This window comes from Pseudomonas sp. GW821-FHT07F05 (genome assembly GCF_059418765.1).
The window spans coordinates 18,219-42,502 of sequence record NZ_JBWKQL010000006.1; the positions used below are offsets into that span (position 1 = coordinate 18,219).

General features: G+C 64.1%; 8 protein-coding genes. All 8 read right to left on the reverse strand.

Annotation, left to right across the window (positions count from 1 at the left end):
* Positions 1–62 precede the first annotated feature (62 nt).
* Positions 63–776 carry a siderophore-iron reductase FhuF gene (fhuF, locus tag AC07RO_RS14565; RefSeq protein WP_495086357.1) on the reverse strand — a complete coding sequence of 238 codons (714 nt, stop codon included), beginning with the start codon at positions 774–776 and terminating at the stop codon, positions 63–65.
* Between the two features lie 42 nt (positions 777–818).
* Positions 819–1,652, reverse strand: a complete 834-nt coding sequence (locus tag AC07RO_RS14570) for a formyltransferase family protein (RefSeq protein WP_495086358.1) — start codon at positions 1,650–1,652, stop codon at positions 819–821.
* 11 nt (positions 1,653–1,663) lie between these two features.
* Positions 1,664–2,656: a TauD/TfdA family dioxygenase gene (locus tag AC07RO_RS14575; protein ID WP_423574411.1), complete on the reverse strand. Its 993-nt coding sequence runs from the start codon at positions 2,654–2,656 to the stop codon at positions 1,664–1,666.
* 36 nt (positions 2,657–2,692) lie between these two features.
* Positions 2,693–2,893: an MbtH family protein gene (locus AC07RO_RS14580; RefSeq protein ID WP_065986085.1), complete on the reverse strand. Its 201-nt coding sequence runs from the start codon at positions 2,891–2,893 to the stop codon at positions 2,693–2,695.
* An 864-nt stretch (positions 2,894–3,757) separates the two neighbouring features.
* Positions 3,758–5,956, reverse strand: coding sequence for a TonB-dependent siderophore receptor (locus AC07RO_RS14585; RefSeq protein ID WP_495086359.1), 2,199 nt, complete (start codon positions 5,954–5,956; stop codon positions 3,758–3,760).
* Between the two features lie 176 nt (positions 5,957–6,132).
* A complete protein-coding gene (locus tag AC07RO_RS14590) occupies positions 6,133–7,563 on the reverse strand; it encodes an aspartate aminotransferase family protein (protein WP_495086360.1) in 1,431 nt (476 codons plus the stop codon).
* Positions 7,556–23,719 (reverse strand): non-ribosomal peptide synthase/polyketide synthase, encoded by a 16,164-nt coding sequence (locus AC07RO_RS14595; protein ID WP_495086361.1) that lies wholly within the window; start codon positions 23,717–23,719, stop codon positions 7,556–7,558. The genes AC07RO_RS14590 and AC07RO_RS14595 overlap by 8 nt, the downstream gene beginning before the upstream one ends.
* Positions 23,719–24,261, reverse strand: coding sequence for a phosphopantetheine-binding protein (locus AC07RO_RS14600; RefSeq protein WP_495086478.1), 543 nt, complete (start codon positions 24,259–24,261; stop codon positions 23,719–23,721). The genes AC07RO_RS14595 and AC07RO_RS14600 overlap by 1 nt, the downstream gene beginning before the upstream one ends.
* Positions 24,262–24,284: the final 23 nt, after the last annotated feature.

Sequence of the window (24,284 nt, forward strand, 5' to 3'; positions counted from 1 at the left end):
TTGCGCCGTGGCGAGTGACGCCTTCCCGGCTGAAGCCGGTCCCACAGTTTGTAGGCGGTCAGTCAGGACAGCGGGCAGTTGGCGCAGTAGTCGAGGCCGTTTACACGGTAACGGATGCAGCACACCCGGCGTTGGCGCTTGGGTTCGTCCTGGCCGTCGACCTTGATGTAGCGCACGGGCTGGTAGAGCGGATTGCGGCTTCCGTCGGGGAGAAGTTGCACGTTGAGCAACTGGTGACCATGGGTCAGATCGCCGTGGGGCATGGCATTTGCGAGCACACCCAACAGCCACTCGAAATAGTTGCCGGCGTTGCTCCACAGCACTTTTGGCGAAAGTCGAAAATGCCGCGCGAGGGCATCAATGAACGGTCTGAGGTGCTGCTCCAGCAAGTCATCGAAACGCTCGAAAGCATCGGCCGGGGTTGGCGTCCAGCGCTGTCCCGAGTGAGGCAGCTTGAACGCGGCAGGCAGGCCATCGTCGTTGAGGATCAGTTGTACTTGATCGAGGTGCAGCGGCAATTGCTGGTCGAGGATCAACGACGCCGCGACCACCGGCGGAATCAGTTTGATGAAGCAATACTTGCTCCAGATCGACGCCAGCCCGCGAGGGTCGCTGTCGGGGTAGGCGCTGGCGAATCGCGTGAGGACATCGTTCAGGTAGTCGCCGGTGAGAAAGGTGCGCATAGGCACGCCGACGCGGGGATCGTCCGGCAGCACGAGCGCGTCGCGGTAATGCTCGAAATCGGCGATGAACAGCGGCGCCAGCGCAGGAATCATGTGCTGACTCGCTGCGCTGACCGCCCGTTCAACGGAGCGCGGTCAATGAGACCGCTGCCGCGCCAGTACCCACAACCCCTGCTCCAGCGCGGGAAACAGGCTGTTGTTGAAGTTGTTCCAGCGCAGTTCGAGGATGGTGTCGTCCGGCGCGATGGGGGTGTCGAGCACGTCGAACACCACCTCACCGGAATCGATGCCGGTGTCGACGTAATGGAACGACGCGCCGGTCATGTTCACCACCGGCGTGTCGACCATCTCCCGCGTGGTCCAGTCGACCACTTTCTTGCCCCGGGCGCCGTACAGCGCGTCGAGGGTGGCGTAGGCGCCGCGCCGCTCGTAAGGCGATTCCAGACGCGTGATGCCCGGGTGCACGTTGAAGATGCGCCGATGGAAATCAGCCCCTTCGCGCACCAGTTCATCGAGGATCACCAGCAGCCCGTCGAGCACCACGACATCGGCTTGCAGTGCGTGCAGCCGCTCGCCCAGACGTCGCTCGAAATCCGACTTGCCGGCCGGCCGCGCGCTGTCGCCCAGGGGCAAGGCGCGGTAAGTTGACGGCACGTTTTCCAGCAGGTCATCGACCTTGCGCCCCTGCACCGTCAGGCCCGCCGGGTAGAACCAGTGAGCGCCCTGCCCCGGCTTGAAACCGTAGTCCTTGATGCTCTCGCGGTCCCGTGCGAACTCGGGGTTTTCGTCGTAAATGATCGCTTCCAGGGAGTAATGGTCGCCGAGGGCGGTGTCGTTGAGCGCCTTGACCAGGTACTCCAGCGGCGAGGTCATGTAGCGCTGCTCGCCGTGGTAATCGACGTATTGACCGGCCTTGTCCGCCGCGGCGTTACGCAGCGACCAGACGTAAACAAGCTTGGTTTTCTGCATGAATATCGGACTCAGGAAAGGGTGTGCAGGGTGTTGCCGCTGACGCCTTCAGCCATGGCGACCACGACTTTTCGTTCGCCGCTGAACGGCTTGCGCGAGTGCGCCGTGAGCATGTTGTCGAGCATCAGCACGTCGCCGGTCTGCCACGGGAAGACCACTTCGCACTCGCTCAGCACGCCGCGAATTTCCGCCAGCGCATCGGCCTCCAGCGGGCTGCCGTCGCCGTAGTAGACGTTGCGCGGCAGGCCTTCTTCGCCGACGGTGTCGAGGAGGATTTCCTGCATCTCCTCGTCCAGGTTCGACAGGTGAAACAGGTGCGCCTGATTGAACCAGACCCAATCCTTGGTGCGCGGATGCTGGGCGACGCCTTGCACCAGTTGTCGTGTGCGCAGGTCGCCGTCCTCGTTCCAGTCGCACTGGATGCCACGGGGGCGACAGTAATCTTCGACGTCGCTGTGGCGCTCGGTGTTGAAAACCTGTTGCCAGGTCAGGTCCAGGCCGTTGCCGTAGTTGCGCACGTACATAAGGCGCTTTTCTTCAAAGCGTTTGCGCAGCGCCGGACTGATGCGCTGGAACACCCGGCGGCTGTCGGCAATCGGCGTCTCGCCTCCGCTGACGGCGGCTTTGGCGCAGTAGAAAAAGATGCGCATGGGCCATTCGGTGGTGTAGGCCTGTTCGTTGTGCAGCGGAATCGAGCGGTGCGCCGGGTATTCGGTGGAGGTGTAGACGCCTTTGCCATCCACCTGGCTGCGCGGGGTGGAGCCGAATTCGTAGTTGAGCAGCGGGTGGCCGAAGGAGGCGGCAAACTGCTGGAAGCCTTCGACGCCTTCGCTGGAGAAGCCGCTGAAGAGGATGGCGCCGTCGCGCTCAAGCGAGTGGTCGACGACGCTGCGCAGGGCGTCGATTTCGGCGGCCAGGGAGACGCCGGTCTGGCCGGGCTGGACGCGCAGGGGGAAGCCGGCTTCAAGGCGCAGGCGTTCGGGGGTGAGCATGCGCATGTTCATGGGCGATACGCTCCTGATGCGGCGGAAGTTGGTGGGTCAGGCCATGGCCTTGCGCAGGCTGAGGGGGCGCATGTCGGTCCAGACGCTTTCGATGTGGTTGAGGCAGGTCTGTTTGTCGCCTTCGACGCCGACGCTTTTCCAGCCGTCCGGGATGGCTTTGTAGTCGGGCCAGATGGAGTACTGCTCTTCGTGGTTGATGACGACCCGGAACTGTGTGTTTTCGCTGTCGAAGCTCATGTGTAATCCCTCGTGGTGTTGGAACGGCGCAGGTAAGCGCGCCTTACCTGAAAGACGAACGAGGCGGCGAAGTGGTTAGTCTTTTTTGGTGAAAAATGTAAAAGCGGATCAAGGGCAGATCGAGGGCAGAGCAAATGCTGAGGACCTGTGGGAGTGAGCTTGCTCACGAAGGGGTCGATACATCCACCGACTATCCGGTGTTTGAAATACAGCATTCGCGAGCAAGCTCGCTCCCACAGGATGGGGTGCAATCAGCAAAAATTGCTGGCGCTTGGGCTGGCCTCTTCCCGGCTGAAGCCGGTCCTACCAAGGCATCGCATGCGTCCAGTGGGATCGGCAGTGACATCGACTGTAGGACCGGCTTCAGCCGGGAAGCCTTTCCATCAATACAGGGAGGGGGTGCGATCAGCAAAAATTGCTGGCGCCTGGGCTGGCCTCTTTCCGGCTGAAGCCGGTCCCACCAATCAGACCGCGCGCGCCTTTAGGACTGGCTTCAGCCGGGAAGCCGTTGCTATTGCCGTTGCCGTTGCCGTTGCCGTTGCCGTTGCCGTTGCCGTTGCCGTTGCTTTTGATCTTCGTACACAGGAAGTCCAGACGACACCCATCGCGACTTGGGTGCAGGCTGAATGGAGGTTTCGCGGAGTGGGCCGAGCGGCATGGATGCGGCGAGAGCTGCCCCCCCGCCATGGATGGCGGATGGCAGCGGGCCCACGGAGCGAGACCGGAGTGAAGGAACCCTGACGAAGGAAGGGCCAAACCAGGAGCAAGCACCCTTGGTTACTTGGGGTGCTTTTCCAAGTAACTCGCCGAAGGCGAAACGTCTGCCCCCAGGCAGACGCTCTTGATCTTCTCGAGCCTGGCGCGTTACCAGCGGAACGCCACAGTCCCGAGCACGGTCCGCTCTTCGCCCCAATAACACCGACCCGCGTTATTGCAACCGCTCACATACTCCTTGTCGAACAGATTCTTCGCATTCACATCCACCGACCAATGCTTATCGATGTCATACCCCACCAACGCATCCACCAGCGTCACATCACCCGTCTTCAACTTCCCGTACAGCGTCGGCGCGGTATACGCGAACGTATTATCGAAATAACGCACCCCGCCACCCACACGGAAACCGCTCATCGGACCGTCGAGGAAGCGATACGTCGCCCACGTACTCGCCTGATTACGCGGTATGCCGGTCAACTGATGATCCTCGTACAACGAACCCGGACTGTCCTTCGTCACCCGCGCATCGGTGTAGGTGTACGACGCCGTCAGGCTCAGGTTCTTCGTCACATCACTGTTGACCTCAAGCTCCACGCCCTTGGACTCGCTCTTGCCGATCTGACGGCTGAACCCATTCGAACCGGCAATCACGTCATGGGTCTTGGTCAGGTCAAACACCGCCGCGCTGAACGTCGTGTTCCAGCCAGCCGGCTCGTACTTAAGACCCATCTCGTACTGTTCGCTGAGAATCGGATCGAGCAACTCGCCGTTCGGTTGCGACGACTGCTGCACCGGCGTGAACGCCGTCGAGTAACTCACGTACGGCGAAATGCCGTTCTCGAACTGGTACATCAAACCCGTCTGCCAGCTGAAACGATGGTCCCAGCCGTCCAGGTCCGATACGCCACTGATGGTCCCGGCGCGGTTGCGGTACTGGCTGTTGACGAAGTCCTGACGCCCGCCCAACAGGTAGATCCAGTTGTCGTACTTGCTCTGCAACTGGCCGTAAACGCCGTACATCTGCTGATCCAGCTGCGAGTTCTGAACCGTCGCGAGCATGCGCGGCTTGGCCGACGGGAACACCGGATTGAAGGCGTTGTACGTGCCGCCGTTGCCGGCTGCCCAGTCCTGGTTATACGAAGTGCGGTCGTAACTGGCGCCCAGCAGCACGGTGTTGTCCAGGGCGCCTGAGGTGAAGTGGCCTTCGAACTGGTTGTCCAGCGAGTAGGTGATCGACTTGTTGTCGCGATCGTACGCGGTGCTGGTCAGGGTGCTGCCGAAACCGGCGTTGTTCAGGTTGTTCGGCCAGGTCTCGTGACGGTCCAGGCGCGATTCCATGAAGCGCGAGTTCTGGCGGAACTGCCAGGTGTCGTTGAGCTGGTGCTTGAACTCGTAACCCAGGGTCCAGGTTTCGCGCTCGAAGTCGTCCCAGTTCGGGTTGCCGTTGAACTGGTCCTTGCCGATCTTGCCGTTGACGTTGTTCAGCAAGGTGCCCGCAGCGGGGTAGCCGAGCAGCAGCTTGGTGCGGTCGCGCTGGTAGGACGACAGCAGGGTCAGCGCGGTGTCTTCGTCGAAGTTGAAGGTCATCGACGGCGCGATGTAAATGCGGTCATCCGGTACCGAATCGACCTGGGTGTCGGCGTTGCGACCGAGCATGACCACGCGGCCGAGGATGCGGTTGTCATCGGTCAGCGGGCCGGAGACGTCGAGGGACAGCTGGCGGCGGTTATTGCTGCCGTAGGTGAATTTGGCTTCGCCCTGAGCGGTTTCGGTCGGGCGCTTGCTGACCAGGTTGACCAGCCCGCCCGGCGCGTTTTCGCCGTAGAGGATCGAGCTCGGGCCACGGAACACTTCGGTGCGTTCCAGGCCATAGGGTTCGGTGGTGGTGTCGTAGCGGTTGCCTTGCAGACGCAGGCCGTCTTTGAGCAGGCCGTAACCGTAGTCGGTGGCGTTGTAGCCGCGAATGGAGAACAGGTCGCCCGCGAGGCCGTCGCCGACGGCAAAGGGCGGGGCGAAGATGCCGGGCACATAACCGAGAATGTCGGTCAGGCTTTGCGAGCCCTGATCCTGAATGCGCTGGCGTGTCACCACTGACACCGAGCGCGGGGTTTCCGACAGCGGTGTGCTGGTCTTGGTGCCCGCCGTGCTGTTTTTCACCTGATAGCCAACGGTTTCCTGCCCTTCGGGCGCTTCACCGGTGACCACCGAATTCTGCAGTTCGATAGTGGCGCCCTGCTCGGCCTTGGCCGGGGCATCCGCCGCCCATGCCGCGCCGTGACAGGCGACCGTTGCGACCAGCGCTGCCAAGGCATTGACCTTGAATTGACCCTTGTTATTGCTCGCCATCCGAACTCCCCCTCCCTTTAAAATCACACGGGGCAAAGCCCCAAAATTGACCACCAATGTCAAAAAAGCGTGAAAATGTAACAAAGAACGTTTCTCATTACCATTCTTATCATAAAAAAAGGGCGAAGGGCCATCGCTGGTCCTACGCCCTGTTTCAACGCTGTTACAACAAGGGTTTAACGCTGCTTGACGGCCGCTGAAACGGCGGCGGCAAAGATGTCGGCGATCTGGTCAATCTGCGCGGCAGTGACAATCAGCGGCGGCAGGAAGCGGATGACCGACGAGTGCCGCCCGCCCACTTCGATGATCAGGCCCCGCTGCAAACATTCACGCTGGATGGTCGAGGCCAGTGCGCCGCTGTGGGGGAAGTGGCCGAGGGCGTCGGGGCGGCCATCGAGGTCGACCATTTCCACCCCGAGCATCAGGCCCATGCCGCGCACATCGCCCATCTGCGGAAAGTCTTTCTGCAACGCGCGCAGGTGTCCGACCAGACGCTCGCCCATGGCGGCGGAGTGCAGGTCCAGTTGCTGTTCGCGGACAATGCGCAGCGTTGTCGACCCGGCCACCATCGCCAGTTGATTGCCGCGGAAAGTGCCGGCGTGGGAGCCCGGTTTCCACACGTCCAGGGACTTGTTGTAGACCACCACCGCCATGGGCTGGCTGCCACCGATGGCTTTGGACAGCACCAGCACGTCCGGCACGATGCCCGCATGTTCGAAGGCAAACGGCTTGCCGGTGCGGCCCACGCCACACTGGATTTCGTCGAGAATCAGCGGCACGCCGGCGTCGCGGGTGATGCGGCGGATTTCCCGCAGCCAGTTCGCCGAGGTCGGCACCACACCGCCCTCCCCCTGCAGGGTTTCCAGAATCATCCCGGCGGGGGGCAACACACCGCTTTCCGGGTCGGTCAGCTGGTTCTCGATGTAATGCAGGCCGATGCGCTCGCCGGCTTCGCCACCGACGCCGAACGGACAGCGGTAGTCATAGGGAAACGGCAGGAACTGCGCGCCACCGGCCATGCCGTCCAGATAGGTCTTTGGCCCGAGATTGCCCATCAGCGCCAGCGCGCCCTGGGTCATGCCGTGATAGGCGCCGTGGTAGGCCATCAGGTTGCTGCGGCCGGTGGCGGTGCGCACCAGTTTCAGCGCCGCTTCCACCGCATCGGTGCCGGCCGGGCCGCAGAACTGGATGCGCGCGTCCTTGGCGAATTCCTTTGGCAGCAACGCGAACAGCTCGTTGATGAAATCGTCCTTGGCTTCGGTCATCAGGTCCAGGGTGTGCAGCGGACGCTGGCCGTCGAGGGTGGCGCGCATGGCCTGGATCACCTCGGGGTGGTTGTGCCCCAGCGCCAGGGTGCCGGCGCCGGCCAGGCAATCGATGAACCAGCGCCCTTCGCTGTCCTGCACGTGAATGCCCTGGGCGCGCTTGAGTTCCAGGGGGATGCGCCGCGGGTAGCTGCGCGCGTTGGATTCCACGGCGGCCTGCCGCTCCAGTCGCGGGGTCGGCGCAAAGCGGTAGTCGGCGTTGGCGACGGCGGCGTCCGGGCTGCTCGACAGCGCCTCGCTGTGGCGGGCGGCAATCGGCGTCACGTTGTGTTGGCTATGCATGTTCGTGCTCCTGGAAATCGTGGGAATGGGGGCGTTCGTTGACCTGCGCGAGGGCCTCGGCAAGTTGAGTGATGAACAGCTGATCACGGACGATCGAAAGGTGGTCGGCGTCGATCCAGGCCGAAACCTGCAAGCGAACACCCATGCCCTGCTCCAGAAGAGCCGGTGCGTTATCGTTATTTTCCGGCGAGCGCTCGGCCCACCAGGCGTAGACCGGCACGCTGAGGGCGTGGATCTGGCGGCATTGATTGGCCAACTGGCGCATGTGCCGCTCGACGCCGAGCAGCTGTTGCCAGTGCGCGTCGGCTTCCAGACCCTCGTCATCGGCGTCGAGAACCGGGGTTTCCGGCACGGCAGGACGCGGCTGACCGGCGCCCGGCACGTAACCGTCGATCAGGCCGACGAACTCGACGCGCTTGCCGAGTCGGGTCAGCAGCCGCGCCATTTCCAGCACCATCGTCCCGCCCATGGACCAGCCGATCAGCCGGTAGGGGCGGGACGGCTGCTGTTCGAGCAGGGCCTTGACGTAGTCGCGGGCCATTTGCTCGATGGAACTGTCGCGCCACTGGCCGTCCAGCACCTGGCGGTTCTGAATGCCCCACACGTCCCACTGCGCGGACAAACGCCGGGCCAGCGCGTAGTAGCCGACCACCGTGCCGCTGACCGGGTGCACACAGAACACCGGAGGCTTGTCGCTGGCGCCGCTGCTCAGACGAATCAACGGATTTGGCGCACCGTCGCGGCTGACGACCACGCTTTGCGGCGCGGCAGGTGTTGATGAAGGCAGGCTCTCCAGCAACGCCACCAACCCGTCGCGATAGGCCGTTTGCAGGCGTTCAATGGTCTGACGCTGATAGCGCTGACCGCTGAAACGGAAGGTCAGCCCCAGTTGCCCGGCGAACACCTGACCATTGATTTCCAGCTCGCGATTGAGCGGCGTGGACGGGTCGACCAGCGCGCCGGCCGACACCTTCGACGGCGAGAAGCGGCCATCGCCCAGGTCCTGATCGAACTGGCCGAGGTAGTTGAACACCACCTTGGGTTCCGGCAGCGCGGCCAGTGACTGCCGCGCCGAATCGTCGCCCAGATAGCGCAGCAGACCGAAGCCGACGCCTTTGTCCGGCAAGCCCCGCAGGCTGTCGCGCACGCCAATGAGGGTCTGGCGGATGTCGTCAGCAGCACGCACCCGCAGCGGGAACAGACTGGTGAACCAACCCACCGTGCGCCCGACGTCCAGGCCATCGGCCAAGGCTTCTCGGCCATGGCCTTCCAGCGCAATGAGGGTGTCGGACTGGCCAGTCCAGCCCTTCAGCGCGTCGGCGAGCACCGCCAGCAGGATTTCATCGGTGCGCGCTGCCAGTGCCGCCGGGGCTTCGCGCAGCAAGCGACGGGTCAGACCCGCGTCCAGCAGCAGTTCGCACTGCACAAGGTCCTGTTGCGTGGCGCGGCCTTCAGGGTGGTCCACCGGCCAGACCGGCTCGGCGGTGCCGACCTGTTCCCGCCATTGCGCAACTTCGGTTTGACGCTCAGGCGCTTGTGCCGCGTCGACCAGATGCCGCGCCCAGCGCTGGAAGCTGCTGGATTTCGGTCCGAGATCGACCGCACCGCCCGAAGCGATCTGCGCGTACGCCCGCGCCAGATCCTCAAGCAGCACCCGCCACGACACGCCATCGACCACCAGGTGATGGGCGACCAGCAACAGCTTTTGCCCTTCCGGCATCTGCGCCAGCACCACGCGCAACAGCGGGCCGTCGTGCAGATCAAGGCTGCGCTGGGCCTGTTCGCACAGCGCAGTCATGGCCTGGTCGTCGGCCACGTCACGCAGCCAGAGATTGTCGGCAGCCGAAGCGACTCGATACTGCTGTTGCCAGCGCCCGTCGGCGTGCTGCTGGAAACTCAGGTTCAGGCCGTCGTGATGGCCCAGCAGCGCGACCAGCGCCTGGCTCAACAGCGCCGCCTCCACCGGACGCTGCACGTCCAGCAACAACGCCTGGTTGAAGTGAGCGCGGTTGGCCATCGGTTGCTCGAAGAAGTGCGCCTGAATCGGCGTCAACGGCAGCTCGCCCTTCGGCGCGTCTTCGATCAACAGCGCTGCGCTGGCTTCGATGACCGTGAGGCGCAGGGCCAGATCCTTGAGCCGGGGATGGCTGAACACGTCCTTCGGCAGAAGCTTGAAACCGACCTGACGCAGGCGAGTAATGACCGCCAGCGACTGAATCGAGTCGCCGCCCAGCTCGAAGAAGCTGTCCTGACGGCTGATGTTCTCGACGCCCAGCAACTGCTGCCAGACCCGCGCCAGCTCGACTTCGCGCTCACCTTCCGGCGCTTCGAAGGCCTGACTGCCGACCTGCGGATCAGGCAGCGCGTTGCGGTCCAGCTTGCCGTTGGGCAACTGCGGCAAGCGCGCCATGACCACGATGTGCGCCGGGACCATGTATTCCGGCAGGGTGTTTTTCAGCTGATCCTTCAGGCTGTCTTCAGACAAGTCGTTGCCGCCGACGTAGCCCAGCAACTGCTTGCCGTGGCCTTTGTCGCGGACGATCACCAGCGCCTCACGCACACCGTCGCAGGCCTTGAGTGCCGCTTCGATTTCACCGGCCTCGATGCGGAAGCCACGGATTTTGATCTGGTGGTCGATACGGCCGAGGTATTCCAGCAGCCCCTCGCTGTTCAGGCGCACGCGGTCGCCGCTGCGGTAAATGCGTTCGCCGGCACGGAACGGGTGCGGCAGGAAACGCTCGGCCGTTGCGCCGGGACGGTCCAGATAACCCCGCGCCACGGCGCCACCCAGATAGAGTTCGCCGGCAATCCCTTGGGGCAGCGGATTGAGGTCTGCGTCCATCACGTAACCCTGACGATCCCCCACCAGATCACCAATCGGCGCATAGGCGGTGGTGAAGTCAGCGGTCTCGGCGGAGGCCAGCCACAAGGTCGGCGTCACTACCGTTTCGGTCGGGCCGTAGCCGTTGATGATCCACAGCGGCTGCAAATTGCGGATCACGTCGTGGAGCATTTCCCGGCTGAAGGCTTCACCGGCAAAGCAGTAAGTCTTCACGCCAGGACCCTTGCCCTGCACCCCGGCCCAGTCCGACAGCTGACGCAGGTAGCTCGGCGGGAACGACGCCACGGTGATGCCTTCGCGAATCAGGGTGTCGTAGGTCTGCTCGACGCTCCACAGTTCCTGATCGCGCAGCACCACGCGGGCGCCGTAACACAGCGGCATCATCCAGCCTTCGTGGGCGCCGTCGAAGCTGATCGACAGGAAGTGGAACTTGCGGTCTTCCGGGGTAAAGCGGTACCGCTCGCCGATGGTCTGGATGTGCATGGAGATATCGGCGTGGGCGATGGCCGCACCCTTCGGCTTGCCTGTCGAACCCGAGGTGTAAATCAGGTAGGCCAGTTGCTGCGGATGGATCGTGACGTCCGGGGCCGTGAATGGCTCAGACGAGCAGTCCAGTTCGTCCAGATTGAGCAGCGGCACGTCACCGACCGGCACACGATTCAGCGCCGCATCGTGGCTGATCAGCAGCTTCACGCCGCCGTCTTCGAGCATGTAGCGCAGGCGTTCGGTCGGGTAATCCGGGTCGAGCGGAATGTAAGCACCGCCCGACTTCAACACGGCGTAGAACGCCAGCCACAAATCAATCCCGCGCTCCATGGCAATCGCCACGCGCACTTCGGTACCGATGCCCCGGGCGCGCAAGGCGTGGGCCAGTTGGTTGGCACGACGGTCAAACTCGGCAAAGGTCAGGCGCTGTTCGCCATGGACCACCGCGATGGCGTCGGGCCGAATGCGCGCGTGGTCGGCGATCAGCTCATGGATCGGGCGATCGACGTAAGGCGAGAACGGCGGCGTGTTCCATTGATCCAGCGCGGCCAGGTCGGTTTCGCCGAGCAACGGCAGGTCGCCGATGGCGGCATTGGGTTGCGCGCAGATCGCCCGCAACAGCGTGACCAGTTGCTCGAACAAACGCGACACGGTCGAGGCGTCGAACAGGTCGGTGGCGTAATCGAGGTAGCCGCTGATGTGGCCATCGCGGTGCTCGAAGGTGCCGAGGACCAGATCGAATTGCGCGCCCTTGATGTCCCACTGGCGGGCTTCGCAGCTCAGGCCGTCGAATTGCAGCAGCGACAGATCCGGCTGTTGCTGGTGGTTGTAGCTGACCTGGAACAGCGGGTTGACGCTCAGGCTGCGCGCCGGTTGCAGCGCTTCCACCAGTTGCTCAAACGGCAGGTCCTGATGGGCGTGGGCGCCGAGCAGGTTGTCCTTGACATGGGCCAGCAGCGCGGTGAACGGCTGGTCGCCGCTGACCTGGGCGCGCAGCACCAGGGTGTTGACGAAGAAGCCGATCAGGCCCTGGGTCTGCACCTCGGCGCGGCCTGCCACCGGCACACCGATGCGCAAATCGCGCTGGCCGCTGAGGCGATAGAGCAGCGTGTTGAACGAGGCCAGGAACAGCATGAACAGCGTGGCGTCGTGGGTTTTTGCGGTCTGGCGCAGCGTGTCGGCCAGGTCTTGCGGCAGCACAAAGGCATGGCGCCCGCCCTTGCCGTCGCGCTCGGCGGGACGCGAACGGTCCGCCGGCAACTCCAGCACCGGCTGTTCGTCACCCAAGGCTTCACGCCACCAGTTCAATTGGCGCTCGCGCTCGGCGCCGCTCAGGTGCTCGCGCTGCCAACTGGCGTAGTCGGCGTATTGCACGCTGAGCTCTGTAAGTTGCAGCTCAGCCAGTTGCACGTCGCTGCCCTGGGCGAACCGGCGATACAGCGCGGCGAAGTCTTCGAGCATGACCTGCACCGACCAGCCGTCGGAGATGATGTGGTGCATGCACAGCAGCAGGCGCCATTGATCGTCCGCCACCCGCGCCAGGGCCACCCGCCACGGCGCGCGCTCGGCGTCGAGGTCGAAGGGCTGATTCATGAACGCTTCGGCCAGCGCGTCGAATGCGGCTTCTGGCGCAGCGTTGTCGCGCAAGTCGTGGCGGGCTATATGCACGCTGCTGATCGGCAGAATCCGCTGCTGCGGCACCGCCTCCCCGTTTTGCATCGGCGAGGGGCGGAAGCAGGTGCGCAGGGTTTCGTGACGAGCCGCCAGCGCGTCGAAGGTTTGCTGCAGGGCGTCGAGTTTCAGCGTGCCGCTGAGGTTGAGCACGCACGGCAGGTTGTACGCGACGCTCTCGGGCTCCAGTTGCGCGAGGAACCACAGGCGTTGCTGGGCGAACGACTGCGGCGCGAACTCGCGGTCGGCACGGGGCTGCAGGGCCGGCATCGCCGTGGCGACCGCCTGGGTGTTCAGGTAGTGGGCCAGATCGGCGAGGACCGGCGACTCGAACAGCGCACGCAGGGGCAGCTCAAGCTTCAGGTCGCGGCGGATTTGCGCCACCAGTTGAATGCCCAACAGCGAATGCCCGCCCAGGGCGAAGAAGTTGTCCTGACGCCCGACCTGGGCGACGCCGAGCAGCTCTTGCCACAGTGCGGCCAGTTGGGTTTCGACGCCGGCCAGTGGCGCTTCGAAGCTGCGCTGCTGGATCTGTGGATCGGGCAGCGCCTTGCGATCGAGCTTGCCGTTGGCGGACAGCGGCAGAGTGTCCAGCGTGACGAAGTGGGCCGGGACCATGTAGTCCGGCAGGCGCTGTTTCAGCTGGGCGCGCAGGTGTTCTTCGTCGAAATCGTCAGCGACCAGATAGCCCACCAGCTGCATGCCGGTCGCCAGTTCACGGGCAACAACCACCGCTTCGCTGACCGCCGGGTAATCCAGCAGCGCCGCTTCGATCTCGCCGATTTCCACGCGCAGGCCGCGCAGTTTGATCTGGTGATCGAGACGACCGAGGTATTCCACCACGCCGTCGGCACGCCAGCGGGCCAGGTCGCCGGTGCGGTACAGCCGCTCGCCGGTGCCGAATGGGCTGGCAACGAAACGCTCGGCGGTCAGGCCGGGACGCAAGTGGTAACCGCGAGCGAGGCCGTCGCCGCCGATGTACAGCTCGCCCGGTACGCCGATGGGTTGCGGATTCAGGCGGCTGTCGAGGATGTGGATCTGCAGGTTGTTGATCGGGCGGCCGATAGGCACGGAAATGCCCGGCTCATCAACGCAGGTCCAGTGGGTGACATCGATGGCCGCTTCCGTCGGGCCATACAGGTTGAACAGGCCGGCATTCGGCAGGCGCTGCAGGGTTTCCCGGGCCAGATCGGCAGGCAAGGCTTCGCCGCTGCACACGATGCGTTTCAGCGAAGCGCAGCCGGTGAGATCGTCCTGGGCCATGAAGGCGCCGAGCATCGACGGGACGAAGTGCAGCGTGGTGATCTGCTGTTTTTCGATCAGCTTGGTGAGCGCAACAGGATCGCGGTGATCACCCGGCTGAGCGACCACCAGACGCGCACCGACCATCAACGGCCAGAAGAACTCCCAGACCGACACGTCGAAACTGAAGGGCGTTTTTTGCAGCACGGCGTCGGTTGCATCGAGCGCGTAGGCTTCTTGCATCCAGGCCAAACGGTTGAACAGCGCCGCGTGAGTGTTGCCCGCGCCTTTCGGTTTCCCCGTCGAACCGGAGGTGTAAATCATGTAGGCCAGTTGCTCGGGGTGCAGATCAACCATCGGGGCCGTAACGGGATAAGCCGCCAACGCCAGATGATCCAGATTCAGCACCCGCAGTTCTTCAACAATCGGCAGGTCATTGATGACCCCATCGTGGCTCAGCAACAAACCAATCGCGGCATCTTCCAGCATGTAACGCAGACGATCAGCGGGATACTCAGGATCCAGCGGCACGTACGCCGCGCCTGCCTTCAGCACCGCATACAGCGCAACCACCATCTCCACCGAGCGCAACGCCGCCACGCCCACCAGGGATTCGCGCCCGACGCCCTGCTCGCGAAGGTAATGGGCCAGTTGGTTCGCGCGCTGATCCAGGTCGCGATAACTCAACACCTCCTCGCCAAAGCGCAACGCTTCCCGCTCGGGATACAGCTGCGCCAGACGCTCAAACTGACGATGTACAAACGGCTCAGAATCCCAATCCCGCGCCGTGTCATTGACCAGCGCCAACTGCGCGCGGTCTTCAGCATCCAGCAACTCGAAGTCGCCAATCGCCGCATCCGGCCGCTCAATCAACTCGGCAAACAACTGCTCAAAGCGTCCATGCAAACGCTCAATACTGCCGTGATCAAACAGATCCGTGGCGTAATTCCACGACCCACCCAGCCCGCCGTCGGCGTCCTCAAAGGTGTTCAGCGCCAGGTCGAACTGGCTGCTGCCGTCGTCCAGCGGCAGCACCTCGGCGCGCAGGCCGGGCAATCCAGCGAGGGATTCAAAGTTCTGCTGCTGATGGTCGTAGGCCACCTGGAACAACGGGTTGTGGCTCAAACTGCGCGCAGGTTGCAGCGCCTCGACCAGTTGCTCGAACGGCAGGTCCTGATGGGCCTGGGCGCCGAGGGTTCGCGCCTTGGCCTGTTCCAGCACCTGGCGATAGGTCAGCTCGGCAGACACCTCGGCCCGCAGCACCTGGGTGCTGACGAAGAAGCCGATCAGCCCTTCGACTTCCAGCCGCGAACGGCCGGCAATCGGCACGCCGATGCGCAGGTCGTTCTGGCCGCTCAGGCGGTGCAGCAACACTTGATAGGCCGACAGGATCGCCATGAACGGCGTGATGCCCTGTTGTCTGGCGAACTCGCGCAGGCGCTGAGTAAACGCGCTATCGAAGGCGAACAGCACGCGATCACCGCGATAGCTTTGCTGGGGCGGACGCGGTCGGTCGGTCGGCAGTTCCAGCACGGGATGCTCGTCACCCAGTTGCTCGCGCCAGTAGTTCAACTGCCGCTCGCCCTCACCCGCCGCCAGCCACTCGCGCTGCCAGGCGGCAAAGTCGGCGTATTGCACCGGCAATGGCGCGAGTTGCGGCGCGCGGTTTTCCACGGCCGCGCGGTACAGCTCGCAGAATTCCTGCAGCAGCACGCGCACCGACCAACCGTCCGAGATCATGTGGTGCAGGCACAGCAGCAAACGCTGTTCATCGGCCGCAACCCGCACCAGCGCCAGTCGCCAGACGGGGCTGCGCGACAGGTCGAACGGACGCTTGACGAAGTCTTGAGCCAGGGCGTTGAAGGCGGTTTCGATGTCTGCTTCGGCGGTGATGTCTATCCGTTCAATCTGCACGGACCGGGCAGGCTCGATTTGTTGCATCGGCACGCCCTCGACCGCCAGGAACCGCGTGCGCAGCACTTCATGACGCGCGGTCAGGCCGTCGAATGCCGCTTGCAACGCAACCTCGTTCAGCTCGCCGCACAAGCGCACGGCGCCCGGCAGGTTGTAGGCGTGACCGCCGGGTTGCAGCTGATCGAGGAACCACAACCGCTGCTGGGAAAAGGACTGCACGGCGCGGTTCTGCTGGCGCGGGGTCAGCTCAAGCTGCTTGGCTTCGGTGGATGCCAATCCGGTGATGCGCTGGGCGAAATCACTGAGGCGCGGCGCGTCGAACAGCGCGCGCAACGGCACGCTCAATCGATGCACATGGCGCAGGCGGGAGATCAGCTGCATGGCCAGCAGCGAGTGGCCGCCGTGTTCGAAGAAGTGATCGTTGCGGCCGACGGCGTCGATGCCCAGCAGTGGCTGCCACAGCGCCGCCAATTGCTGTTCAAGGCGCGTTTGCGGCGCTTGGTAGTCGCTGGAGATCACCTGTGGATCGGGCAGCGCGTTGCGGTCGAGCTTGCCGTTGGGCAACTGCGGCAGGCGTTCCATGACCACGATGTGCGCCGGAACCATGTATTCCGGCAGGGTGTTTTTCAGCTGCTGCTTGAGGCTGTCCTCGGCCAGACCGTTGCCGCCGACATAACCGAGCAAGACTTTTCCGTTCGCGCCGTCACGGACAACGACCAAGGCCTCGCGAACGCCCTTGCAGGTTTTCAGCGCGGCTTCGATCTCACCGGCCTCGATGCGGAAGCCACGGATCTTGATCTGATGGTCGATACGGCCCAGATACTCCAGCAGCCCTTCACTGTTCAGACGCACGCGGTCGCCGCTGCGATAGAGGCGTTCACCGGCCTTGAAAGGATGCGGCAAGAAACGCTCGGCGGTTGCGCCGGGACGGTCCAGATAACCCCGCGCCACGGCACCGCCGAGGTACAGCTCACCGGCAATGCCTTGGGGCAGCGGGTTCAGATCCGCGTCCATCACGTAGCCTTGACGATCGCCGACCAGATCACCGATCGGCGCGTAGGCCGTGGTGAAGTCGGCAGTTTCAGCAGACGCCAGCCACAAAGTCGGCGTGACCACGGTTTCCGTCGGACCGTAGCCGTTGATGATCCACAGCGGCTGCAAATTGCGAATCACGTCGTGAAGCATCTCGCGGCTGAAGGCTTCACCGGCGAAGCAGTAGGTTTTCACCCCAGGACCCTTGCCCTGCGCGCCGGCCCAGTCGGACAGCTGACGCAGGTAGCTCGGCGGGAAAGAGGCGACGGTGATGCCTTCGCGAATCAGCGTGTCGTAGGTCTGCTCGACGCTCCACAGTTCCTGATCACGCAAGACCACACGGGCGCCGTAACACAGCGGCATCATCCAGCCTTCGTGGGCGCCGTCGAAGCTGATCGAGAGGAAGTGGAATTTGCGGTCTTCAGGGGTAAAGCGATAACGCTCGCCGATGGTCTGGATGTGCATCGAAATGTCGCGATGGGCAATGGCCGCACCCTTCGGCTTGCCTGTCGAACCCGAGGTGTAAATCAGGTAGGCCAGTTGCTGCGGATGGATCGTGACGTCCGGAGCCGTGAATGGCTCAGACGAGCAATCCAGTTCGTCCAGATTGAGCAGCGGCACATCACCGACCGGCACACGATCCAGCGCGGCATCGTGGCTGATCAACAGCTTCACGCCGCCGTCTTCGAGCATGTAGCGCAGGCGCTCGGTCGGGTAATCCGGGTCCAGCGGAATGTACGCCCCACCCGCCTTGAGTACGGCATAAAACGCCAGCCACAGATCAATCCCGCGCTCCATGGCAATCGCCACGCGCACTTCGGTGCCAATGCCTCGGGCGCGCAAGGCATGGGCCAGTTGATTGGCGCGACGGTCGAACTCGGCGAAGGTCAGGCGCTGCTCGCCGTGGACCAGCGCGATGGCGTCGGGACGGATGCGCGCGTGATCGGCGATCAGCTCATGAATCGGACGATCGACGTACGGCGAAAACGGCGGCGTGTTCCAGGCGTGCATGGCGTCGATGTCGCCTTCGGTGAGCATCGACAGCTCGCCGATGCGCGCCTCGGGGAAGCGGCAGAGGCCGTCCAGCAACGCCTGAAAATGCCCGCACAGACGGGAAATCTGTTCGGCGCTGAACACGTTGCTGTGGTAGTTGACGTGAACGTGGGCCTGCTCGCCCGCCACCACCGCCAGGCTCAGCGGGTAGTGGGTCTTGTCGCTGAGTTCGACGGAACCCAGGTTGACACCGTTGGACTGCTTGTCCCGCAGCACCGCGTCCACCGGGTAGTTTTCGAACACCAGCAGGCTGTCGAACAGGTCACGGCCGGCGTGACCCGCGTAACGCTGGGCCTCGAACAGCGGCGTGTGTTCGTGCTCGCGCAGTTCCAGGTTGTGGGCTTGCAGGTCATTGAGCCAGTCGCCGACCTTCTGCTGCGCTTGCGGCGCCTGCACCAGCGGCAGGGTGTTGATGAACAGCCCGAGCATGCGCTCGATGCCCGGCACCTGCGCGGAACGACCCGACACGGTGGCGCCGAACGCGACCCGCTGCTGCCCGGTGTAGCGCTGCAACAGCAGGACCCAGACCGCCTGAATCAGCGTGTTGACGGTCACGCGCTGACGGCGGGCGGCGCTGTTCAGCAGCTCGCTGTTGAGGTCCATGGAAGTGACCCGCACCTGATTCGGCAACGGTTCGCCAGTGGCGGACGTCGGCGCGGTCAGGGCTGCAGCCATCATGGTCGGTTGGTCGAAACCGGCCAGGTGGGTCTGCCAGAAGGTCTTGCTGCCCTCGGCATCGCGGCTCAGCAGCCAATCGACGTAATCCGCGTAATGCCCGGCGGGCTGCGGCGTGGTGTCGGACATCGCCGCCTGAATCACCTCGCCCAGCACCGCCGCGCTGCTCCAGCCATCCAGCAGAATGTGGTGGAAGGTCCAGACCAGTTTCCACAGCGTCTCGCTCTGGCGAACCAGCAACACGCGCATGAGCGGCGCCGCGTGCAGGTCGAAAGGGGTTTCGCGCTCGGCCACCAGCACGTCCGCGAGGGATTGATCGCCAGCGCGCAGGTCAAGTTCGCGCACGACCAGCGCCGCATCGCGACGAATCAGCTGCACTGGCTGTTCGCTGCCAGGCACGCGCAGGAACGCCGCACGCAGGATCGGATGGCGCTGAACCGCCGCCGCCCATGCCGATTTGAAGCGGGCCACCGGCAAGTGTTCGATGTCCAGCGCCACCTGATTGATGTACAGGTCGCGAGCGCTGGCGGGATCGGCGAACTCGCTGCCGCTCAGCTCGGTGTGGAACAGCAGGCCTTGCTGCATCGGGGTCAGTGGGTACAGCTGTTCGATGTCCCAAGCCGCAACCGGGAGTGCATCGAGTTGTGCCTGAGTCAAAGCGAGTGCCGGGAAGTCCGACGGCGTGACCGCAGAGTGCCGACGGCAGTGTTCGATCACCTCGTCCAGCGCTTCGGCATAGGCGTCGAGCAGGCGCTGAACCGACGCGGACTCGTGGCGCTCGTCGCTGAAGCTGCAGGTCAGGCTGAATTGGCCGTCACGGATCTGCGCGTCGATGGACAGCTCGCCATTGAGCGGCGCATCGGCGGCGCGCTGGGCACCACTGCCCTCCTCGGCCAGGCTGAAAAGCCCGCTGCTGTGTTGCAGCCGGCCCATGTAATTGAACAGCACGCAGCCGTCCAGCGCCGGCAAGGCTTCGCCGCGCAGATGGCGCAGCAGGCCGTAACCGAGGCCGCCATTGGGCACGGCGCGCAGGGTTTCCTTGGTGTGTTTGAGTGCCGCGTCGAGGTCGTCGTCGGCATGCAGGCTGACCGGGTACAGGCTGGTGAACCAGCCGACGGTGCGCGCCGGATCAACGCCGTCGAACAGGTCTTCGCGGCCGTGGCCTTCCAGGGCAATCATCGCCTGGGCTTCGCCGCTCCAGCGCTTCATTGCACGGACCAGCGCGGTCAGCAGCAGGTCGTTGATCTGCGTGCGATACGCCGCCGGGGCCTCGCTGATCAGCCGGTCAGTGCGCGCGGCGTCCAGTTGCAGGTGGTTTTGTTGCGCTTCGCCCTGGGGATTGGCGCAAGGCAATGCGGGGGCTGACGGCAGGTTGCGCCAGTAATCGGCTTCGGCCAGCACGGCGTCGCTGTAGGCGAAATCCAGCAGGCGGTTGGCCCAGCGCTGGAAGGACGCGGTTTTGTCGCCGAGGTCGATAGCGAGGCCCGCTTGCGCCTGGGTGTAGGCGCTTTGCAGGTCCTCGAGCAGGATGCGCCACGACACGCCGTCGACGACCAGGTGGTGAACCACCAGCAACAGACGCTCGCCGCCTTCGGCCAGGGTGAAATGCACGGCGCGAAGCAGCGGGCCGTCTCTCAGATCGAGACTGGCCTGGGCTTCGTCGCAGGCCGTGGTCAGCTCGTTCAGGGGGATTTCACGCTGCCAGATCAGGCCGTTTCGGGACTGCTCGTCAGTAGAAAGCTCTGCACGATAGCGTTGCTGCCACTGGCCGTTGTCCTGCTGCACAAACCTCATGCGGAGGGCATCGTGATGGTTAAGTATGGCGTGAAGGGCCTGAGTCAGCGCCGGCAGGTCCAGCGCTTCGCTCGGGTTCAACAGCAGCGACTGGTTCCAGTGGCTGCTGTTCTTCATCGGTTGCTGGAAGAACCAATGCTGAATCGGGGTCAGCGGGATGTCGCGGTTCAGCTCGATGCGCTCAACTGCGGGCGCGTCCTGAGTGACCACCTGCGCGACCTGGGCCAGCTCGGCGATGGTCTGGCGTTCAAACATCTGCCGGGGCGACAGCACGATGCCGGCCTTGCGGGCGCGAGAGATGATTTGCAGGCTGAGGATCGAGTCGCCGCCGAGGGCAAAGAAGTTGTCCTGACGACCGACCTGGGCGACGCCGAGCAGGTCTTGCCACAACGCCGCCAGTTGGGTTTCGACCCCGGCCAGCGGTGCTTCGAAGGCGCGCTGCTGGATCTGCGGGTCTGGCAGTGCTTTGCGGTCGAGCTTGCCGTTGGCCGACAGCGGCAGGCTCTCCAGGGTGACGAAGTGCGCCGGGACCATGTAATCCGGCAGGCGCTGTTTCAGCTGGGTGCGCAGGTGTTCTTCGTCGAAATCGTCGGCCACCAGATAGCCCACCAGTTGCATGCCATTCGCCAATTCACGGGCGATGACCACGGCTTCGTTGACCGCTGGGTGATCCAGCAGCGCCGCTTCGATTTCGCCGATTTCAACCCGCAGACCGCGCAGTTTGATCTGGTGATCGAGACGGCCGAGGTATTCCACCACGCCTTCGGCACGCCAGCGGGCCAGGTCACCGGTGCGATACAGCCGCTCGCCGGTGCCAAACGGGCTGGCAACGAAACGCTCGGCAGTCAGTCCCGGACGCAGGTGATAGCCGCGAGCCAGACCGTCGCCGCCGATGTACAGTTCGCCGGGAACGCCGATGGGCTGCGGATTGAGGCGGCTGTCGAGAATGTGGATCTGCAGGTTGGCGATGGGGGCGCCGATCGGGACGGAAACGCCCGGTTCATCAACGCAGGTCCAGTGGGTGACGTCGATGGCCGCTTCCGTCGGGCCATACAGATTGAACAGGCCAGCGTTGGGCAGGCGCTGCAGGGTTTCCCGGGCCAGATCGGCAGGCAAGGCCTCGCCACTGCACACGATGCGTTTCAGGGAGGCGCAGCCGCTCAGATCGTCCTGAGCCATGAAGGCGCCGAGCATTGAGGGGACGAAATGCAGCGTGGTGATCTGCTGTTTTTCGATCAGCTTGGTGAGCGCAACAGGATCGCGGTGATCCCCCGGCTGAGCGACCACCAGACGCGCACCGACCATCAACGGCCAGAAGAACTCCCACACCGATACGTCGAAACTGAACGGCGTTTTTTGCAGTACCGCGTCGGTGGTGTCGAGGGAATAAGCGTCCTGCATCCAGGCCAGACGGTTGAACAGCGCGGCGTGGGTGTTGCCCGCCCCTTTCGGTTTCCCCGTCGAACCCGAGGTGTAAATCATGTAGGCCAGTTGCTCAGGGTGCAGCTCTACTACCGGCGCCGTGACGGGATAATCCGACACTGAAAGCTGATCCAGATTGAGCACCCGCAGCCCTTCGACAATCGGCAGGTCATTGATGACCCCATCGTGGCTCAGCAGCAGACCAATTCCGGCATCTTCCAGCATGTAGCGCAGACGATCAGCGGGATATTCAGGGTCCAGCGGCACATACGCGGCACCGGCTTTCAGCACTGCGTACAGCGCAACCACCATCTCCACCGAACGCAACGCCGCGACGCCCACCAGCGACTCCCGCCCTACGCCCTGCTCGCGGAGGCAATGGGCCAGTTGATTCGCCCGCTGATCCAGCTCCCGATAACTCAACACCGCATCGCCAAAGCGCACCGCCTCCCGCTCGGGATGCACCTGCGCCAGACGCTCAAAGTGGCGATGAACAAACGGCTCGGCACCCCAGTCCCGCGCTGTGTCATTGACCAACGCCAGTTGCGCGCGGTCTTCAGCATCCAGCAATTCGAAATCGCCAATCGCAATGTCCGGACGCTCCAGCAACTCGGCAAACAGCTGTTCAAAACGCCCATGCAGCCGCTCGATGCAGCCGTGATCGAACAGATCCGTGGCGTAATTCCAGTTGCCCGCGAGTTCCCCCGCCGCGTTTTCCCAGGTGTGCAGCGCCAGGTCGAACTGCGCGCTGCCGTTGTCCAGGGGCATCAGCGTCGCGTTGAGGCCGGGCATCAATTGCAGCGCTTCGTCCTGGCGTTGCTGATGGTTGTAGAGCACCTGAAACAGCGGGTTGTGGCTGAGGCTGCGTTCCGGCGCCAGGGCGTCGACCAGTTGCTCGAACGGCAGGTCCTGGTGGGCTTGGCCGCCTTGGGACGCCAGGCGAACGCCGTCGATGATCTGCTTGAAACTGGCGTCGGACTGGACATCGCCGCGCAGAATCTGGGTGTTGACGAAGAAGCCGATCAGGCCTTCGGTTTCGGCGCGCTGACGCCCGGCAATGGGTACGCCAATGCGCAGATCGGTCTGGCCGCTCAGCCGTTGCAACAGCACTTGATAGGCCGCGAGCAGGACGGTGAACAGTGTCACGCCGCGCTGCCGGGCCAGTTCACGCATGCGGCCGGACAGCGCCGCGTCGAAGCTGAACGGCAGGCGCGCGCCACGGAAACTCTGGCGTGCCGGACGCGGACGGTCCGCCGGCAATTCCAGCACCGGCGGCTCGTCACCCAGTTGTTGCTGCCAGTAGGCCAGTTGCCGGTCACCCTCGCCCGCGTCCAGGCAGGCGCGCTGCCAGAGGGCGACATCGGCGTAAGTTAGGGGCAGCGGTGGCAGTGAGTCAGTGTCGTTTTGAATGGCAGCGCGATAGGCTTCGACGAAATCCAGCAACAGCACTTGAATCGACCAACCGTCGGCGATGATGTGGTGCAGGCACACCAGCAGAACGTGCTCATCTGCCGCGCGTTCGATCAACGCCACGCGCCATAGCGGGCCCTGGGCCAGGTCGAACGGGCGGCGGGCGAAAGCGTCGGCCAGCGCCTGCACCTCGCCCTCGTCAGCTGCGTGCAGACGTTCGAATGGCAACGACTGATCGCCGAGAATCACCTGCTCCGGCGTGCCGTCTTCAGCGGTAGCGAACACCGTGCGCAGGCTGGCATGACGCTCGGCCACGCGCTCGAACGCCGTTCGTACGGCTGCAACATTCAGCTCGCCCTTCAGGCGCAAGGCACCCGGCAGATGATAGGTGCTGTTGCCCGGTTCCAGTTGTTCCAGGAACCACAGCCGCTGCTGGGAAGACGACGCCGGGCTGCGCTCGCCCGCCACGCCCGGTGGCACCGGCAACGACGACGCGTCCAGGCCCTGCTCGCGCAGCTTGTTCAGAAACACCCGACGCTGAGCGCTGCCAAGGCTGAGGAAACGCGTGGCCAGGGCCAGCAGCTTGCTCCGGGAAGTCATGCTCGGTTGCGACATCAGTTGCTTTCCTCCAGCTCATTCATTAACTCGTCCAGGGCATCGAGCCGGTCGAGTGTCAGGGTCTGCCCCTGCAAGGTGTCGATCAGCGCCGCCTGAGCGGCGACGGTGGTGGCCTCGAAGGCCTGGGCCAGCGGGATGCTCACCCCGAGACGCTCGCGAATCCGCGACAGCAGCCGCGTCGCCAGCAACGAATGGCCACCGAGTTCAAAAAAGTTGTCGTGACGACCCACCTGCTCAACCTTCAGCAGGCTCTGCCACAGCTCAGCAAGGACTTCCTCGCGCTCGCCCTGTGGCGCTTCGAACTCGCGTTCTTCCAGGCTCGGCGCCGGCAGCGCCTTGCGGTCGAGCTTGCCGTTGACGTTGCGCGGCATCTGCGCCAGCACGACGATGTGCGCCGGCACCATGAACGCCGGCAGGGTTTGCGCCAGCGCGGTTTTCAGCACGTCGCTGGACAGCGCCTGCCGGGCCTCGGCGACCACATAGGCCACCAATTGCGGGCCGTGGGCCGTCGGTTGCGCGCTGACCACCGCGTCGTGCACCGAGGGTTGCGCCAACAGCAGGT

Coding starts and splice junctions, on each gene's coding strand:
- fhuF (WP_495086357.1), bottom strand. CDS start 776: ATGATTCCTGCGCTGGCGCCGCTGTTCATCGCCGATTTCGAGCATTAC.
- AC07RO_RS14570 (WP_495086358.1), bottom strand. CDS start 1,652: ATGCAGAAAACCAAGCTTGTTTACGTCTGGTCGCTGCGTAACGCCGCG.
- AC07RO_RS14575 (WP_423574411.1), bottom strand. CDS start 2,656: ATGAACATGCGCATGCTCACCCCCGAACGCCTGCGCCTTGAAGCCGGC.
- AC07RO_RS14580 (WP_065986085.1), bottom strand. CDS start 2,893: ATGAGCTTCGACAGCGAAAACACACAGTTCCGGGTCGTCATCAACCAC.
- AC07RO_RS14585 (WP_495086359.1), bottom strand. CDS start 5,956: ATGGCGAGCAATAACAAGGGTCAATTCAAGGTCAATGCCTTGGCAGCG.
- AC07RO_RS14590 (WP_495086360.1), bottom strand. CDS start 7,563: ATGCATAGCCAACACAACGTGACGCCGATTGCCGCCCGCCACAGCGAG.
- AC07RO_RS14595 (WP_495086361.1), bottom strand. CDS start 23,719: ATGTCGCAACCGAGCATGACTTCCCGGAGCAAGCTGCTGGCCCTGGCC.